Genomic DNA, 19,127 nt, shown 5'->3' on the forward strand with positions numbered 1-19,127 from the left:
GATCTAATCTAATCTGCTTGTGACGTTAGCTTAGCCAACTTGGCAAAGCCGTCTAAAGAAAGGGCCGACTCGAGTGAGTCGGCCCTTTTATTTGCTATGGACTGGACTAAGCCAGAAATATCTCCAGACCGTGAAACTATAAGCCTATAGCGATTAGCCTCCAAATCCGGCGGGCGCCAATGCAGCGCGCTTGCGCTCCCGCTCTGGAGCTTCTTCATTTTCTTCCAGTTCAGCGGATCTATCCAGAAACTCATCCTCGTCATCTGGTGTCGTGGAGTTATCAAGCGGAACCAGCGCCTCACCCGTCAGACGCATCTCCGGAGTATTGACCGCATCCACGCCGGTACTGTAGGGATTAACTGCGTTGAAGATACCCGGGTCCACTTGGGCGAAATCCTCCACCGCATTCTGCACTGCGGACTTGAGGCCCTGAGCAGCCTGGGCCCCGGCTACGGATTGCAGCTCGTCACCGGTACTGGTGAAGGCGGGTATCTGGCCGATAAAGTCCGGCTCGAAGTAGCTAATGGACACGATATCCACTGACTGGGAGACATCCATGCGCAGGGGGTTGATCGCGCTGCCGATTACGGTCCACTGCTGCAACTCGGAGCCCAACTTCACGGTACCCGCTGTCAAGTGGGTATCACCGTAGGTCTCAGCGGTAAGACTGCCGAAGCCCGCGCTGTTGATCGTTATATTGCCGCGACCTGCGTTGATTTCGTCGATAACCAAATCTTTTTGGGCCGTAACTAAAATATCAATATCAGGACCGGAGGTGTGGACATCGAGCGTATTCACGTCGGTCACAATATCCATATCGCCGGCAACAATCAGTTCTGCACGGTCCGCTTGCAAGTCCCCACCAATGGTTCCTGTTCCCGTACTGGTGATAGTGATATCACCGCTGCCGTCGTACCCTAAGCGTACACCGCTGTTTGCGAACAAAATTCCGGCGCCATTACGGTTGAAGCTGGCAGATTTGTCGCCCCCGTTTACAAAATCAAAGTTCTGGTCGGTTTCCAAAGTCAGGCTGTCGGTATTGTTATCCAGCCACTCGAAGCCGGAGAACTGGAAGTTACCTACCTGACTGCTGCTGCCTGTAAACTGCCAGGTCTTGTCAGCGATATTGAATTGGAATTCGTCATCGCCGCTACCGCCGTCGAGCAGTATCCCCTCGCTGCTGTCGGTATCGACCTGTAGTTGGTCATTGCCCTCGCTCAGGGATAGGGTTTCCAGGCTGGTTCCGGCAAGTAGTACCCTGTCATTTCCGGCACCGGTATCAATTGCCGTCAGCTCGCCGCCGGAGAGGGTGAACTGGTCTGCGCCACTGCCGGCAACAATGGACTCCACACCGTCGAACACCAGCGACTGGCCGCCGCTGCTGACAGTTCCCTGTGCGGCCTCCAGGGTCCATTGCGCATCTATATCGGCACCGCGCAGCACGTCGAAACCACTTCCGCCGGCGAAGCTGTCCAGGCCGGCGAAGGTAACCCCGGCGACACTCAGGGTATCCAGGCTGCTAAAGGCGTATTCAGCGTCGATATCCTGGCCCGCGTAGGAACCGGCGTCGTCGACCAGCTCCAGATCCTGGAATAGCACCGTCATACTGTTAACCGTAGCCTGGGCACTGCCGTCGACCAGCGCTTCGCCGCTGCGCACCGAGGTCCAACTGGCACCGCTGGAACTGACCGTATCTGCGCCCTCGCCCGCGGCTACGGTTTCGAGGCCGTTGAAGCTGATACCGGCCACGCTGATATCGCCGGAGCCGGCGAGTTCGAAACTGTCCGCGCCTGCGGTGCCCTGCAACAGATCACTGCCGCCGCCGGCCGCCACCTCCGCGATCCCTTCGAATGCCATACCGGCGACGTCCAGAGCACCCTCGCCCGCGAGGGCAAAAGTCTCGCTATTGGCGGTACCGCGCAAGAGCGCATTGGCGGTAACAACCCGGTCGATACCCGACAGCTCTACGCCGTTGACAGACAGTTCGCCGTCAGCGCCGGTCAACTGCCATTCGCTGGCATTGCTGGTTACGGAGTCTCCCGTATCGGCACCGGCAGAGACACTGCCTGCCGAGGAGAAGTCGATCCCGCGCACACTGAGCGCCTGCCCGGAGTCGCTCAGCACGAAATTGTCACTGGCGTTGTTGGTGGCCGCGTCGACCAGCACATTGCCTCCGGCAACGGTTTCGATATTCGCGAATTCTATACCCGCCGCTGCGGCACTGCCGTCTGCGACTCCCAGCACCCAGGTTTCGCCGTCGGCGGAGGTGACCAGGTCTGTGTCCGCACCGGCATCCACCTGTGTAATGGCGGTGAAGGTAATGCTGTTGGCAGTCACCTGGTTATTGGCGGTAATCGTAAATTGATCAATGGAGCCAGACCCGGTCAATACGCCATTGCCACCGCTGGTGGTCTCCAGGCCGGTAAAGTCGATACTGGCATGGCTCAAGGCATTGTCAGTTCCGCTCAGCTGCCAGGATTCGGTATCCAGCCCGATCAGATTGTCGCTGCCACCCGCTGCAGCCACAGAGTTAACACCCTCAAAGCGCACACCGTAACTATCCAGCTGATTGCTCGCGACCACGGTGAACTGGTCGGCGCCGCCGGTGCCGGTGAGGGCGCCGGTGCCGCTTACCGTATCGATATTGGTAAAGGCAATAGATCCTGCGGTCACCGCCTGGGTGCCACTCAGGGTGACGGACCCCAGGGCGACGAGTACATCAGCTCCGTCTCCCGCATCCACGGCAACGAGGCCGCTGAAGCTGAGATCTGTGGAGTCGATATTCAGGGCATCCACGGCCGTCATGGTAAAACCCTCTGCTCCACTGGTTGCCACCAGGGTCGCATTCTGGCCGACGAAATCTTCCGCACCTGTGAAGACTATGCCGTCGTGGGTAACAGAGGCACCGCTATTCAACTGATAGCCCAGGCCATTGCGTCCCAAGACGCTGTCGTTGCCGCCACCTGCATCCAGGGAATTCACACCGGAAATCGTCAGGCCGTAAATGTCCAGGGCGCTGTCAGCGAGCATCTGGAAGCTGTCGTCGCCGCCGGTAGCAACCAGATCCGCCGCGGTAAGGAGATCGAAACCGCTGAAATTCATACTGCTGGTTGAGAAGGCACCATCAGCACCGCTCAGGGTTACACTGGCGATTGCCTGCAGCGAGTCGGTGCCGGAGCTGCCGCTGATATCGGCCAGGTCACTGAATGTCATGTTGTCGACAGACACAGTGCCAACCCCATCCACGCTGTAGCTGTCACCGCTGGTGTGCCCCGACAGAGTGCCGTTGCCGCCGCTAAAGGATTCCACGGCGCTGAAGGTGATGCCGGCGTGCACGGCCTCGTCGCTGTTTGCAGTCAAGGCCCAGGTATCGGAAGCAGAGCTGCTGACACTGTCACTGCCGGCACCGGCGGCAATGCTGTTGACGCTGCTGAAGTCCATTCCCGCGGCGCTCAATGTGCCTGTGCCGGTAATGCTGAAGGTATCTGCGCCGCTGGTGCCGGTCAGGGCGGCCGTGACGGCGTCGTCGATATTACTGAATACCAGCCCGCCAGCGGCCAGTTGCTGGTCGATGCCAGTCAGCGCCAGTCCGGTGTCAAAGGCGCTGGCATCCAGTGAATCGGTCCCGTCCAGTGCGTCTACGGCATCCAGGTCCAGGAAGGTCATGCCGAGCAGCCCGACAGAGCCATCGGCCAGCAGTGTGAAACTGTCGTTGCCGCTGGTACCGACCAGACCAGCGTTGCTGGCACTCAGCACTTCCACATTGCTGAAGGTGATTCCGCTGTTCTCGGCTACGGTGCTACCGACCGCCGTCCAATCAGAGCCGGTGAACCCGGCGACAGTGTCGATGCCGCCCCTGGTATCCACGCTGCTTATACCGCTAAAGGCAATCTCGTTGGCAGATACCGCGTTGGCGCCAGTAATGACAAAAGCATCGGCACTGTCGGATGCCTCCAGGCTGCCGCCTGTGACGGCTTCAATTCCGGTAAAGTCGATACCGCTGGTGCCAGCTTCGCCATTGCTACCGGTCAAAGTAACCACATTCAGCGCAGCAACAGTGTCGCTGCCCGTACCGGCGTTGACGCTGCCCAGGCCGCTGAAACTGATACCGGCGGCATCGAGACTGTTGGCGGCGGTTACAGTGAACAGGTCTGCGCCGCTACTGCCGGTCAGCACCGAGGCCACTGCACTCTGGATATTGCTGAAGGTGAGGGAGCCTGTGCCCAGCTGGTTATCCGTGCCGGTGAGCGCCACGCCCGCCGCATAGGCGCTGGCATCGAGGGAATTGCTGCCGGCCAAGCCATCCACGGAATCCAGACCGCTGAAGCTCATGTCATAGATATCAACGTCACCACTGGCCTGCAATACAAAACTGTCGTCGCTGGCGGTACCGATCAGCCCCCCGTTGATCGCGTTCAGCACTTCCACGTTGGAGAAGGTGATGCCGTTGTTGACCGCCTCATTATTGGTACCGGTCAGTGTCCAGTCGGCGCCATCGGTGCCGGTAACACTGTCGATGCCCTCTTTGGCATTCACACTGCTGATGTTGCTGAAGGCGATTTCGTTGGCGGTTACCGCGTTAGCGCCGGTAACGACAAAGGTATCGGCATTGTCGGAAGCCTCCAAGCTACCGCCTGTGACGGCTTCAATTCCAGCAAAGTCGATACCGCTGGTGCCAGCTTCGCCATTGCTACCAGTTAGAGTAACCACATTCAGCGCTGCGATGGTATCGCTGCCCGTACCGGCGTTGACGCTGCCCAGGCCGCTGAAACTGATACCGGCGGCATCAAGGCTATTGGCGGCGGTGATAGTGAACAGGTCTGCGCCGCTACTGCCGGCCAGCGCCGAGGCCACCGCACTCTGGATATTGCTGAAAGTGAGGGAGCCTGCGCTCAGTTGGTCGTCGGCTCCGGTGAGGGCCACACCCGCAGCATAGGCGCTGGCATCGAGGGAATTGCTACCGGCTAAACCATTCACAGTACCCAGACCGCTGAAGGCCATGCCATAGATACCAACGTCACCACTGGCCTGTAATACAAAACTGTCGTCGCTGGCGGTGCCGATCAGGCCCCCGTTAACCGCGGCCAGCGTTTCCACATTGGAGAAAGTGATGCCGTTGTTGACCGCCTCATAATCGACACCAGTCAGTGTCCAGTCGACACCATCGGCACCGGTGACACTGTCGGCGCCAAGCTTGGCGTCGACGCTGCTGATGTCGCTAAAGGCGATTTCGTTGGCGATTACCGCGTTGGCGCCGGCAACGACAAAGGTATCGGCATTGTCGGAAGCCTCCAGGCTGCCGCCTGTGACGGCTTCAATTCCGGTAAAGTCGATACCGCTGGTGCCAGCTTCACCATTGCTACCAGTCAGAGTAACCACATTCAGCGCTGTAACGGTGTCGCTGCCCGTACCGGCGTTGACGCTGCCCAGGCCGCTGAAGCTGATTTCAGCCGCATCGAGGCTATCGGCGGCGGTAATGGTAAACAGGTCTGCGCCGCTGCTGCCGGCCAGCACCGAGGCCACCGCACTCTGGATATTGCTGAAGGTGAGGGAGTCTGCGCTCAGCTGGTTGTCGGCTCCGGTGAGGGCCACACCCGCTGTATAGGCGCTGGCATCGAGGGAATTGCTGCCGGCCAAGCCATCCACGGAATCCAGACCACTGAAGGTCATGCCGTGGACACCGACTTCGCCGCCGGCCTGTAACACAAAACTGTCGTTGCCGGCAGTACCGATCAGCCCCCCGTTTATTGCGCTCAGAACTTCCACGTTGGAGAAGGTGATGCCGCTATTGACCGCCTCATAGTCGACACCAGTCAATGTCCAGTCGGCGCCGTCGGCACCGGTAACACTGTCATTGCCCAATTTGCCATCGATAGTACCTGTGATGCCGCTAAAGGCAATATCATTGGCGGTTATCGAATCGTTGCCGGTGACAACAAAAGTATCGGCTAAGTCTGAAGCCACCAAGCTGCCGCCCGTGATCGACTCGATATCGCTGAAATTTATACCACTGCTAATGGCCTCCTTACTGCCGCCTGTCAGGGTCACTGTCCCCAAAGCCGCAATCGAGTCGTCGCCGGCGCCGCCGTCGATACTGGATATATTGGAGAAGCGGATACCGATAACATCCAGTACATTGTCAGATACCAGGCTGAAGCTCTCATCGGATAATGAGCCGAATAGTGCGACCGGAGCTGACGCAACAGAGGACTGGATTCCGGAGAACTCAATACCGCTGCTGGTGAATCCGGTTCCAGATTCAGCCAAGTACACATCAGAAATAAGATTAACAGTATCGCCACCGTCGGCCCCATTGAGAGAGGAAAGGCCGGAAAAGCTGATTCCTGCCACATCCAGGCTATTGGAGGACGTTATGGTAAATACTTCAGGAGAGTTGGTGCCGCTGAGAGCACTGGCAACCGCGCTTTCGAAATTGCTAAAGATAAGCCCATCGGCTTCTAATTGACTGTTATTTCCATTCAGGGACAAGGTTTGGGAATAGGCGCTGGCATCGAGAGAATCTAAACCATCGAGTCCATCTATAGAGATCAACCCCTGAAAATCCATTGAGCCTATGCCAACATAACTATCCGTCAGCACAAAGCTATCATTGCTGGAGGTACCCCAAAGGGAAGAGTTTAGTGAAGAGAATATCTCCACATCGGAGAAAAGCATACCGCTAGCTTCGACTTGGTTGACATCAACTATAATCCATACAGTTTCATCCTGGCCAATAACAAAATCTGCACCTGTTTCTCCAGAAACACCTACCAACCCTGAATGTACTTGGCCGCTTTCTTCTCTTACAGATCCATCTCCAACAACTGTAACAACACCAACACCTTCTGTAATCCTAAAAACTGAGTTATTTCCAGTCGTCTCCTCAATGCCAGTAAAATATATACCACTGGTAGTATATTTATTTCCACTACCCTCTATTTCTCCAAGATATATAATCTCATCCCAGCCCCCTCCAGCAAACACATTAAGCAACCCGCTAAAACTAATATTATCCACTGATATACTGTTGTTTCCGGTCACAGTAAATATGTCACTGGAGAACAAACCAGTACCATAAAGCGTCTCTACACTAGCCTCTTCTATGTTATAAATTTCCAGGAAATCTGTTTCTAATTCATTATTGGCGCCGGTCAAGAACAAGCCGTCCGAATATGCAGTCGCATCAATGGAATCAATTCCTTCAGCGGCGTCTACAAATGCAACTCCACTAAAGGTCATGCCCCCCAAAGACACACTGCCGGACGCACTGAGAATAAAGCTATCGTCTCCCGAAGTCCCGATCAGACTCGAATTCGTTGCATTGAAATCTTCCGCATTAACAAACGTAATACCGTTGTTTTCTACTTGATTAGTGCCGAGCAATGCCCACTCTGATCCAGAAGCCCCAGTAACGCTGTCACTGCCCAATCCAGCATCGACATCGCTGATGCCATTAAAGGAAATATCATTCGCCGTTACCGCGTTGGCACCGGTGATGGTAAAGGTATCCGCGCTGTCCGAGCCCTCCAAGCTACCTCCGGTGACGGATTCGATAGCTGAAAAATTAATACCACTGGTGATCGCTTCCTTGCTGTTGCCCGTCAGCGTCACCAGCCCCAACGCCGCCACTGTGTCACTGCCCGCATCGGCATTCACACTACTTAGGCCGGTAAAACTGATAGCCGCCGCATTGAGGGCGTTGTCTGCAGTGATGGTAAATAGGTCCGCGCCGGAGCTACCCACCAGTGCCGCGGCCACCGCATTCTGGATATTACTGAAGAGAATAGAGTCGGCGCCCAGCTCGTTGTCGGTGCCGGTGAGGCTGAGACCCGCTGCATAGGCGCTGGCATCCAGGGTGTTGGTGCCACCCAGAGCATCCACGGAGTCCAGACCATCAAAGGTCATGCCATTGGTAGAAACATCGCCAGAGGCTTGCAGCACAAAGCTCTCATCAGCGCCAGTGCCGATCAGCCCTCCATTTATCGCAGACAATACCTCGATACTGGAGAAAGTAATCCCACTGTTTACCGCTTCGCTAGCGACGCCTGTCAGGGTCCAGTCGGCACCGTCCAAGCCGGTTACGCTATCGCTGCCTAATTTGGCATCGACGCCGTTGATACCACTGAAGGCGATATCATTGGCCGTCAACGCATTGGTACCGGTGACCGCAAAAGAATCCGCGTTATCCGAGCCTTCGAGGCTGCCACCACTGACAGACTCAATGCCCACAAATGAGATACCGCTGGTTTGCGCTTCGCCGCTAACGCCGGTGAGGGATACGATTCCCTGTGCCGCCACGGTATCGCTGCCTATATCGGCATCGACGCTATTCAAGCCGGTAAAACTTATACCTACAGCATCGAGGGCATTAGCGGCGGTTACAGTAAATAGATCGGCACCTGCGCTACCAGCCAGTATCGCCGTTACCGCATTCTGGATATTGCTGAAAACCATTGAGCCGGCGCTCAGCTGATTATCATCGCCGGTCAGAGTCAAGCCCGCCACATAGGTGCTGGCATCCAGAGAGTTGGCGCCTCCCATGCCGTTCACGGCACTCATCCCACTGAAGGTCATACCGTTGACATCTACATCGCCACTAGCTTGCAGCACAAAGCTTTCATCAGCGCTGGTTCCGATCAACCCTCCACTGATCGCGGATAATATCTCTACATTGGTGAAGGTGATATTACTGTTTATTGCCTCATTGTTGAGACTTGTCAGTGTCCAATTGGAGTTCGTGTCATCAGTAACGCTATCGCTACCTAGTTTGGCATCCACACTGCTGATACCATCGAAGGCAATATCATTGGCCGTTAGCGTATTGGTGCCGGTAATCACGAAGATATCGGCATTGTCCGAACCTTCAAGGCTGCCACCACTCACCGACTCTATGCCCGAGAAGCTGATACCACTGGTCAGCGCTTCACCGCTGTTGCCGGTCAGGCTTACCAGTGTTTGAGCAACCACAGTGTCATCACCCAATTTGGTATCGACACTGCTGATACCACTAAAGGCGATATCATTACCCGTCAGCGCATTGGTGCCGGTGACAACGAAAGTATCGGCATTGTCCGAACCCTCAAGGCTGCCACCACTTACCGATTCTATGCCCGAAAAGCTGATACTACTGGTCAGCGCTTCACCGCTGTTGCCGGTCAGGCTAACCAATCCCAGGGCTGCCACCGCGTCACTGCCGGCATCGGCACTGACGCTGCTCAAGCCGGTGAAGTCGATACCTGCAGCACTGAGGGCGTTATCGGCGGTGATGGTGAAAAGATCCACACTGGCGCTGCCTGCCAGCGCTGTGGTTATCGCATTCTGGATGTTGCTGAAAATTACAGACCCGGTGCTCAACTGGTTGTCGGTGTCGGTCAGGGACAGACCGGCGACATAGGCGCTGGCGTCCAGGGCGTTGATGCCGACCAGTCCATCCACGCTGTCCAGGCCGGTAAAGGTCATGCTATTGACATCGACATCGCCGCTGGCCTGCAACGCAAAGTTGTCGTCACCGGCGGTACCGATGAGGCCTCCATTGATCGCGGTCAGAAGCTCGATATTGGAGAAAGTGATACCGCTGTTTTCCGCTTCATTGATGGCGCCCGTCAATGTCCAGTCGGCACCGTCCAGGCCAGTGACACTGTCGGCACCCAGTTTGGCGTCAACGCTGCTGATACCACTAAAGGCAATATCATTGGCGGTTACCCCATTGGTGTCGGTGACAACAAAAGTATCCGCGCTGTCCGATGCTTCCAAACTGCCACCAGTGGCGGACTCGATAGCAGTGAAGAGAATACCGCTGGTACTCGCCTCACCGCTGGTGCCGGTCAGGGTCATTACATTGATAGCCGCGACTGTGTCACTGCCGATATCGGCATTAACAGTGCTTACTCCACTAAAGCTGATACCCGACGCATCAAGGCTGTTAGCGGCGGTGATGGTGAAGGTGTCCGCGCCTGAGCTGCCGGCCAGCGCCGCGGCCACCGCGCTTTGGATATTACTGAAGGTGATGGAGGCCGCGCTCAGCTGGTTGCTATTGCCGGTAAGGGCCACACCCCCCGCATAGACGCTGGCATCGAGCGAGTTGCTAGTGCCACCCGCGCCATCTACAGAGCCCAGGCCACTGAAGGTCATGTTGTAGGTATCGACACTGCCATCAGCATTCATAACAAAGCTGTCGTCGCCAGCGGTGCCAATCAGACCGGCATTAACTGCGGCCAAGGTCTCCACATTGGAAAAGATGATGCCGCTGTTTTCCGCCTCATAGTCGGTGCCGGTCAGTGTCCAGTCGGCACCATCGGCGCCGGTGACGCTATCATTGCCCAACTTGGCATCAATACTGTTGATACCACTAAAGGCAATATCATTCGCAGTTACCACATTGGTGTCGGTGACAACAAAAGTATCCGCGCTGTCCGATGCTTCCAAACTGCCACCAGTGGCGGACTCGATAGCAGTAAAGAGAATACCGCTGGTGCTCGCCTCACCGCTGGTGCCGGTCAGGGTCATTACATTGATGGCCGCGACTGTGTCACTGCCGATATCGGCATTAACAGTGCTTACTCCACTAAAGCTGATACCCGACGCATCAAGGCTGTTAGCGGCGGTGATGGTGAAGGTGTCCGCGCCTGAGCTGCCGGCCAGCGCCGCGGCCACCGCGCTTTGGATATTACTGAAGGTGATGGAGGCCGCGCTCAGCTGGTTGCTATTGCCGGTAAGGGCCACACCCCCCGCATAGACGCTGGCATCGAGAGAGTTGTTAGTGCCACCCGATCCATCTACAGAGCCCAGACCACTGAAGGTCATGTTGTAGGCATTGACATTGCCATCAGCATTCAAAACAAAGCTGTCGTCGCCAGCGGTGCCAATCAAACCGGCATTAACTGCGGCCAAGGTCTCCACATTGGAAAAGGTGATGCCGCTGTTTTCCGCCTCATAGTCGGTGCCGGTCAGTGTCCAGTCGGCGCCGTCCAAGCCGGTGACGCTGTCACTACCCAGCTTGGCATCAATGGCGCTTATGCCTTCAAAAGCGATATCGTTAGCCGTTACCGCACTGCCTCCAGTGATTACAAAGATATCCGCGTTGTCCGAGGCCTCCAGGCTGCCGCCCGTAACAGCGTCGATTCCTGTGAAATTGATGCCGCTGGTGACCGCCTCCCTGCTATTGCCGGTCAACACCACGGCGCCCAGGGCGGCCACTGTGTCGATGCCCGCATCGGCGTCCACGCTGCTCAGGCCGGTAAAACTGATGTTCGCTGCATCTAAGTCGTTGTCACCAGTAACGGTGAACAGATCTGCGCCGGTACTGCCCGCCAGTGCCGAGGCGACTGCATCCTGGATATTGCTGAAGATTATCGAGTTGGCGCTCAGCTGGTTGTCATTGCCGGTCAGGGCCAGGCCCGCTGCATGGGCACTGGCATCCAGGGAGTTGGTGCCGCCCAGCCCGTCCACGGTATCCAGGCTATTAAAGGTCATGCCATTGACTGCAACATCACCACTGGCTTGCAGTGCAAAATTGTCATCGCCGGAAGTTCCGAGCAGACCTCCATTAATTGCAGCCAAAAGTTCTACGTTGGAGAAGGTGATGTCGCTGTTTTCAGCCTCACTGTTGATGCCGGTCAGTGTCCAGTCGGCGCCGTCCAAGCCGGTGACGCTGTCACTACCCAGCTTGGCATCGATAGCGCTTATGCCTTCAAAAGCGATATCGTTAGCCGTTACCGCACTGCCTCCAGTGATTACAAAGATATCCGCGTTGTCCGAGGCCTCCAGGCTGCCGCCTGTAACAGCGTCGATTCCTGTGAAATTGATACCGCTGGTGACCGCCTCCCTGCTATTGCCGGTCAACACCACGGCGCCCAGGGCCTCCACTGTGTCGACGCCCGCATCGGCGTCCACGCTGCTCAGGCCGGTAAAGCTGATGTTCGCTGCATCTAAGTCGTTGTCACCAGTAACGGTGAACAGATCTGCGCCGGTACTGCCCGCCAGTGCCGAGGCAACCGCATTCTGAATATTGCTGAAGATTATAGAACCAGCACTCAGCTCGTTGTCGTTGCCGGTGAGGCTGAGACTCTGTGCATAAGAGCTGGCATCGAGGGAGTTGATCCCAGCCAGACCATTCACAAAATCCAACCCGCTGAAGATCATGCTTTTGACAGCGATATCGCCATCGGCCTGCAGCACAAAACTGTCGTCGCTCGAGGTGCCGATCAACCCCCCATCAGTTGCAGACAGTACTTCTACATTGGAGAAGAAGATACCGCTGTTCTCTGCCTCGTTATTGGCACCGGTCAATATCCAGTCTGCGCCGCTGGCACCGACAACGGTGTCAGAACCATCTCCGGTCTCGACACTGTCAACAGCGGTAAAGGAAATATTTCCCGAAAGAATGAAGGATTTATCGTCATCGACAATCAAGTCATCGTCTGCAGAGGACAGGATGAAGCTATCCAGTCCCGTGCCGCCGATTACACTGCCGTTCCCTGAAACAGCGACATCACCAAGCCTATTCTCAGTATCTGATCCAGTATCACCGACACTCAGAGAAAAGTTTTTGACGGCAATGCCGCCATCGCTTGTGAAGGAGCCATCGGCGATCATGGACAGGTTGCCATTTAGCGCTTCAATTGACACTCCGCTTTCAATATGGATGTCACTAAATGAATCCAGTGTAAGCGTCGTCGCCGCACTCCAATTCAAGCTACTCCGCACCCGAATGCCATCTGCGTAGTCGGTAGCGGGATCACTATCGTCGGGAATAGTTAATCCCGTTCCAGAAGCCGTGTTGGCATCGGCTACTGTAATGGTGACGTTATTCGAAGCAAGGCCACTTTCCAAACTGCTAACAGTGACGCAGTTTGTGCAAGAGCCCGCTCCCGGATCGACAATATCCAGCCAGCCCGGATCCAGCAGCCAGTTCCCGGTTTGCCCCCCGCCCAGGCTCAGCGTGGAGACAAACATGGTGTCTTCGCCCAGGTTCAGATTGACTTTGCCGGAGGTTTCCACGAAGCCGCCATCACCACCCTGCTTACCGGATTCAGCGCGGATACTACCGGCGAAGTAAGTGCTGTCGTCGGCCCATACGACTACCTTGCCACCGTCACTATTACCGATTCCGCTGGCGTCGATATCGGCTTCGGCGGTAACCCTTGTGGCTTCGGCATTGTGGATTTCACTGTTCTTGCCCTGATAGTCTCCGCCGATCAGCACCTCCCCGCCGCCGGCGCGACCACGGGCGTCAATATCGCCGCTGACGGTAACCTCGTCACCCAGAACATAAGCCCGGCCTGCGACACCTGCATTACCGCGCACGGCGATCTCGCCACTGTGAATGGCGCTATCGCCCTCCAAAACCACTTGGCCACCAGTACTGCCCGAGGCGTCCAGGACCCCATCATTGACCACAGAGGAACCGGAACCCGTCAGGCGAATGATGCCGCCACTGGTGTCTATACCCCGGGCACGCACTACGCCTTCGTTGTTTACCGCTGAGGTGAACAGGTCTCCGGAGACACTGGCCTCCATCAGCACCTTGGTACCGTCTATCTGGCCCTGGTTGAGTACGGCAGTATCGATACCCAGCTCGTTCTCCATGACCTCTTTGGTGACCTGTACACCAATAAGGCCATCGGCATCAAAGGTCAGTACCGCCTCATCGGCGGCGACGAGGCTGACCATCTCTGCGCTGATCAGGGAACCCGGTGCATTGGTGATCTGCCTACCCACCAGTACTGCGCTGGCGGCGTTGATTATCCCCCGGTTGATTACCACACCAGCGCTGCCGCTTTTCGCCTTGAAGGCGAAATTGCCGTTCATAAAATCCGCCGGGTCCATATCCAGGCCGGAGGCGGTAATGGCGCCCACATTGATAGTGGCTGTCTCGGTAAACAGCACACCGCGGGGGTTGGCGAGAATCACATGGCCGTTGGACTCGAGACGCCCGCGGATTTCACTGGCATTACTATCCAATATCCGGTTCAGCACCACCGAAGAGGAATCCGGCTGCAGGAACTTGACCAGCTCCTCTTCGCTGATATTGAACGATTCCCAGTCAATGGAAAGCAGATCCGTTTCCTGATTGATAATGGTGGCCAGGTCGTCCACCGTAATATCGCCCTCACCGCCGGTAATCACACCGCCCTTGGGGCCCGCAAACGCCGCCGGGCTGATCACCTGTCCGGCAAGCATACCCGCGCAGGCAAGCTGCCAAACTTTAATGGCTGAAGTCAGTTTTTTCAGTTTACGGGTCATGCTACTTTTTTCCATGTCTGCACCTTACGGTTGCTTCCCTGACGATGCGATTGCCAGGCTTTTAATCTCAGGTTATTCGTTCAAGTTTTCTGGACTGGTAGAAGAATAAATACCGACTTGCACTTCATACCTGAAACCAGATGCCGCGCTGGGCCGATCTGTTTCACTTTCCTTTCAGTTAAAAGAAGAAAGAGAGATCCGCATAAACCGTCGGGTCATCCGCATCGTCTCCGGTGCCTTCAATGGAAGACTTGGAGGTGGTGGGCCAAGCGACGGAGATCTTGCTTGTGAAGGATTCGCGCCAGCTGAATTTGAACAGCATGCCTGCGCCGCCGAAGGCGGCCCAATCGTTGGGAGTTTCTTCACCGAGCTGGTCCTCTTCGTAATTGTTGACCACGCCATAGCCGCCGTCTGCAATCAGGGCGAACTGGAAGATGTTGTTCAGGCGCTCACCGAAAATGCGCGGGTTCAGGGCGTTGGGTAGGTCGAAGTACCATTCGGCGGAGATGAGACCGGCCTGGTCGGCGGAGAAGTCGCGCACGTCGAAGGCCCGCACGCCGTTAGCGCCGCCGAGGGTGAACTGCTCGAAGCCTGGCAGGCTGGTGTCGCTGTACTGCCAGCGGCTCTTCAGGATTAGGCGCGATTTGGCTTCGGTAAACGGCATGGGCAGGAAGAAGAGGGAGCTGGTGTCCATGGCAAATTTGGTGAAGTCTTCGCCGCGCAGCTCGTCCACTTCATTCTGGAATTCGCCGTACTGAATTTTTGTGTTGAGGATGTTGAGCATCGAAACCGCGCCGCTGGAGAGGCCGTCGATGTAGAACCCCAGCTCCCCACCGTAGACGTGATCACCTGGTTCCGGCAGTTCGATGATGGCGTCGAGGTCCGATTTTTTGTCGGTGAGGCTGAAGGAGCCGGTGAGATTGAAGCCCCGGGAGCGGCGAAACTTGTGGTCTACGGTCATCGCGTAGCTTTCATTGGTTCCTTCGATTTCCAGCAGGTTGATGACGTTGGTGCCGTCGTCCAGGTCGCGCAGTTTGAACTGGTTGTAGTCCGCGGAGAACTGCAGCCGGGTGCGCGGGCCGAACAGGGGCAGGCTGTAGCGGATCTGGCCGAGGTCGGAGCCGTAATCCGAGTCCATGTTGTCGACGTTGTTGGATTTGAGATAACCGACGGTCAGGGCGTCGCCGATGCCGGTGGGGTTCAGCCACTCCAGGGAGCTGTAGGAGCGCAGGTCGCCGGTAAAGATAGAGCCGTGGTTGTCCAGGCGGGTTATCATTTTCCAGGTGCTTTCATCCCGCGCTTTTAGATTGAGGCGGGTTTCGCCGGGGTTGTCGCCAGGGCTGAAGTAGCCGGTGATATTGAGGGCCGGCAGGTCATTGAGCAGGTAGAGCCCCTCTTCGATATCTTCGTGGTTGACCAGTTTGCCGCGCTGGCTTTCGAAGGGGACGGCCAGCTGTTCCAGCGAGTAGTTGTTATTGCCTTCGGCGGCAATCTGTCCGAGCAGCCCCTCCTGGACGACAAGGGAGACCACGCCGTTTTGCACTTCCTGTGCAGGTAGCTGTACCTGGGCGAGGAAAAGCCCCTGCTTGCGGTAGAAGCGGGTGAGCTCCGCGGCGATTTCCTCCAGGTCGCCGTAGCTGAGGCCGCGCTCGGCATTCTGCTGGTCGATGATATTGCTGAGGCGGCGCAGCTCCGCAGGGCCCAGGTCTTCGGATTCGTAGCGCAGGTTCATGCCGTCGAGAGTGAGGGCGAGCTCTTCCAGTTCATCGGCGGTGTAGCCGCTGGCGAGGAGCTGGTCTTCCTTCATGAATTTTATCCGCAGCCCTTCGGCAAGCTGCTCCACGGCCTCTTTGGTGATACCGAACTCCGGATATTCCTTCAGGCGATGAAAGCGGAATTCCCTTACGGTGATGCGCGGGCCGCGGTTACGCTGGGAGACTTGGGGAATTTCAGTATTGAGGTTGGGGTCTTCGCTGCGGGTGCGGTGCTCGAAGTCGCGGGTGACGTCCTGCTCGTTGATGGTGGGCGCGTCCTGGTCGAAGGCGGCACGGACGCGGCTGCGAAAGCTGGAGTCCCCTTCCTGGGCGTTGAGATAAGGCGCGACCAGCAGCAGGCTGGCACCGGCGACGGCCAGTCGGGTTTTACCACGGGTATTCATACTCCCCCCTACAAATCCTTGTCACTATTTTTAAGCGCCCGCGGTCTGCTTTTGATTTTGAGCGCAGTATTGGCGTTTTGGAATCACTCGAAATTGCGAACGATACGGAACCCGGTGAGCCCGTCGGCCTCGCCGCTGTGGAAGCGTTTGGTGGTGACCAGGCAGCGGCTCATGGCGTCATCGCGGCTGCCGCCAGCGGCCATCAATTTGCCCTCGGGGCCAAATACCCACTCCTGCACGTTGCCCACGGCGTTGACGATGCCGAAGGCGTTGCCGGTGCCCGCTCTGGCGGCCAACAGTTCGGTCCCCTTCTCAATGCCCCCGTATTTGAGGAAACAGTTGCGGTCGGCGGCCTCGGGGTTGCCGTTGCCGCTGGCGGCGGCAAACCATTCCCGCTCGTTGGGCAGGCGGTAGTCGTAGCCGGTCTGGGCGCTGAGCCAGTCGAGATACTCTTCCGCCTGGGCAATGGAGACGTTATTGACGGGCAGTGTGTCCGGGCCGAGCTCCAGGCCCTCGCAGTGGCTGGTGGCGCTGCAGAAGTGCTTGAAATCCGCGTTGCTGATTTCGTATTTGCTCACCACTAGTGCTTTGCGAGTGTCGCCATTGACGACGACCATGGTGGGGCCTTTGCTGCCATTTTCGAGGCGGTCTGCGCAGGTGTAGCGATCGCCCCGGCCACCGCTGCCCGGTTGCAGGTGGCCGCAGTAGTCCAGCTTGAAGTCCTGCAGCAACTGTTGCTCCGGCAGCAGCGCGCGGGCCTGCTGCAGCAGGGGCTCGGTGCGCAAGGGGTCTTCCGCGGCAAGGCCTTTGATGCAGCCATTCAGCTCTTCGGCCAGTACCGGGCGGATTTTCAGGGCCTTGGCTGCGTCCAGCTGAGCAAGCGCAGTGAGCTGCGGGGAAACGCCGCCGATATTCATATCGAAGCGGCAGCGCAGGGAGTCTTCCATTTCACCGAGGATGGCGTTGAGCTGCCGCTGTTTTTCCTGTTCCGCGCGGCGGCGCTCTTCTGCCAGTTCCTGCTGGCGCAGGCGTTCGGCTTCGCGCTCGGCGGCAAGGCGCTCGGCTTCGAGGCGTGCTCGCAGTTCTTCGCGCTCCTGCTCCAACTGGGATTTGATCGCGGCGGTTTCGCCGGATTCGCCGTACCAGTTGGCGGCGCTGGTAAGCATGGCGTCCGCCTGGTCCAGGTTGCCGAGGTTGAGCTGGCCGGTTGCGGCGGCGACGAAGAGTTCGTAGACCTGCTGGCGTGAGGTGTCGAGGTAGTTCTCATCCTCGGGATTCAGTTGCGCGTATTCATCCAGCTCTACCTGGAGATCTTCTTCCCAGGATGGGGTGAGAGTACTGAGATCGATCAGGCGGCCGATAGTCTGGCGCTTGTCGGCGATCCTCCGCTCTTTCAACTCTTTCTGCAGCTGCTGTTCCAGCTCGATTTTTACCCGCTGCTGCTCGGCTACGTTTTCCCTTTCCAGTTGGTTGTAGGCAACGCCGGCCCCCACCAGCAGAGCGGCAAACGCGCCGCCCAAAAGCCATTTCCAGGTGCTGTTGACATAGAAACGCTGGACAAACTCTTCCACCGTGGCAGTGCGGTCCTGACGCTTGAGGGCCAGCGCGGACTCCAGCGCGCGCCACTGGCGGCGGTTCAGGGATTTAATCCGCTCCGGCTTCAGCTTCTGTTCCCAGGCCTTGTCCGCTGGCGTCTTGCCGAATGGATGCCGGCCGGAAAACAACTCGTAGGCAACGCAGCCCAGCGCGTAGACATCGTCACTGGGTGCGGGCTCTCCGCCCTGCAGCATTTCCATGCTGGCGTAGGCCGGGGTCAGGGCCCCCAGGGTGCTGGCATCGAAGAGGGTTTTCTCGCCGGCCTTGCTGGCGATACTGCCTTCCGAAACCGCGCGGGCGATGCCGAAGTCGAATACCTTCGCACCCTTCTTCTCGGTTACGAAAATATTACCCGGCTTGAAGTCCGAGTGGACGATACTGTGGGAATGTGCGTAGATCAGGGCCTGGGAGATATCTTTCAGAACGCTGCAGGCGAGTTCGAACTCCAGGCCCACACCGGCGTGCTCGCGCAACAGCTTGTCGAGCGGCGCCCCCTCCAGAAACTCCATGGTCATGAAGACCCGCTCGCCCTCGCGGTCGAAGTCATAGACCGTTACGATGTTCGGGTGCGCCAGGGTCTGCGATTTGCGCGCTTCGCGCTGCAATGAGATGAAGGCGTCGGGGTGCTGGCGGAAATCGTCGTTCAGCAGCTTGATGGCGACGTAGGGCTCGCTGTCACTGGCTTCCACTTTCCGCCGATCCAGAGCCTTGTACACCGCTCCCATGCCGCCGACACCGAGCAGCTTGTCCAGCTCGAAGCGGCCCTTGATAACCGTCTTGGTAACGGCACCGACGCGGGAGGAGGAGGGCTCGAAGAATACGGCTTCGCGAGCCGGGGTGGCTATTCGCGTGGTATCCGGGTCCCTGGGATCGGGCTTCAATACGGTAGCGTCAGCGGTAAAATCCGCAGCGGCAGAGGGAATAAGGCCGGGATTGCTCCCCACCGGCGGATGATCGTTAGCCCCGGTGTTGTCGCGGCCGACAAATACGGTCGTATCGCCGTCATCACGCGTCTTGTCAACCGGCTTGGCTATACGAGTCTTGTCGTTCAAATCCACCTCCATGGAAAATGCCCACAGCACGTCCGGATGCCGTAGCTAGCCTGTGAAAGTTCTGGTATCTGACTAAA

Annotated in this window: 3 protein-coding genes; all 3 read right to left on the bottom strand. The window is 57.4% G+C overall.

All coding sequences use genetic code 11. The features are described 5' to 3' along the window. Nucleotides 1-153: 153 nt before the first annotated feature. Nucleotides 154-14,244 carry a filamentous hemagglutinin N-terminal domain-containing protein gene (locus FHS09_RS08675; RefSeq protein WP_183458835.1) on the bottom strand — a complete coding sequence of 4,697 codons (14,091 nt, stop codon included), beginning with the start codon at nucleotides 14,242-14,244 and terminating at the stop codon, nucleotides 154-156. A gap of 178 nt (nucleotides 14,245-14,422) precedes the next feature. Then, entirely contained in the window at nucleotides 14,423-16,402 is a 1,980-nt protein-coding gene (locus tag FHS09_RS08680) for a ShlB/FhaC/HecB family hemolysin secretion/activation protein (protein ID WP_183458837.1), read from the bottom strand. Nucleotides 16,403-16,485: 83 nt separating this feature from the next. After that, nucleotides 16,486-19,050, bottom strand: a complete 2,565-nt coding sequence (locus FHS09_RS08685; RefSeq protein WP_183458839.1) for a bifunctional serine/threonine-protein kinase/formylglycine-generating enzyme family protein — start codon at nucleotides 19,048-19,050, stop codon at nucleotides 16,486-16,488. Nucleotides 19,051-19,127: the final 77 nt, after the last annotated feature.

This window comes from Microbulbifer rhizosphaerae, assembly GCF_014191725.1.
Taxonomy (GTDB): Bacteria; Pseudomonadota; Gammaproteobacteria; order Pseudomonadales; family Cellvibrionaceae; genus Microbulbifer; species Microbulbifer rhizosphaerae.